This is a genomic window from Dietzia massiliensis, assembly GCF_018390595.1.
Lineage (GTDB): Bacteria > Actinomycetota > Actinomycetes > Mycobacteriales > Mycobacteriaceae > Dietzia > Dietzia massiliensis.
In genome coordinates this window covers 1-380 of sequence record NZ_JAHBAV010000285.1, presented here as the reverse complement: position 1 = coordinate 380, position 380 = coordinate 1, and the positions used below count along the sequence as shown (strand labels likewise).

The window sequence follows — 380 nt, the reverse complement described above, 5'->3', positions numbered from 1 at the left end:
GATCGCGCCGTCAGCAGGGGCGGGGCAGGTCGGGTCATCGCATCCCAGATTAGGGTCGCCGCCTGAGAGCCGCCTCAGCGTTTCAGCCGGATGTGCCAGCGCCCGATGCCGGTGTAGGCGATCGAGAGCAGCGGGAGCATGGCCATGTCGAAGACGAAGGTGTGCTTCGAGGGCTGCCCGATCTGGGCGTTGGTCGGGATCTGCTTGACCTTCACCAGCGACGGGAAGTCGATCGAGGACGCGCCCGCCGCGTAGCCCCAGCGGGCGGGCGTCAACCACGCCAGCTGTTCCAGCCCGATGCGCTGATACACCGGGATCATCCCGCTGGAGAACACCAGCTGCGACATGATCGACACCACCAGCAGCGGCATGATCTGCTC

General features: G+C 66.3%; 1 pseudogene. It reads right to left on the bottom strand.

Going from position 1 to position 380, the window contains the following annotated elements:
* Positions 1 to 74: 74 nt before the first annotated feature.
* Positions 75 to 380: pseudogene (locus tag KHA85_RS17230) on the bottom strand (ABC transporter ATP-binding protein); the annotation flags it as partial.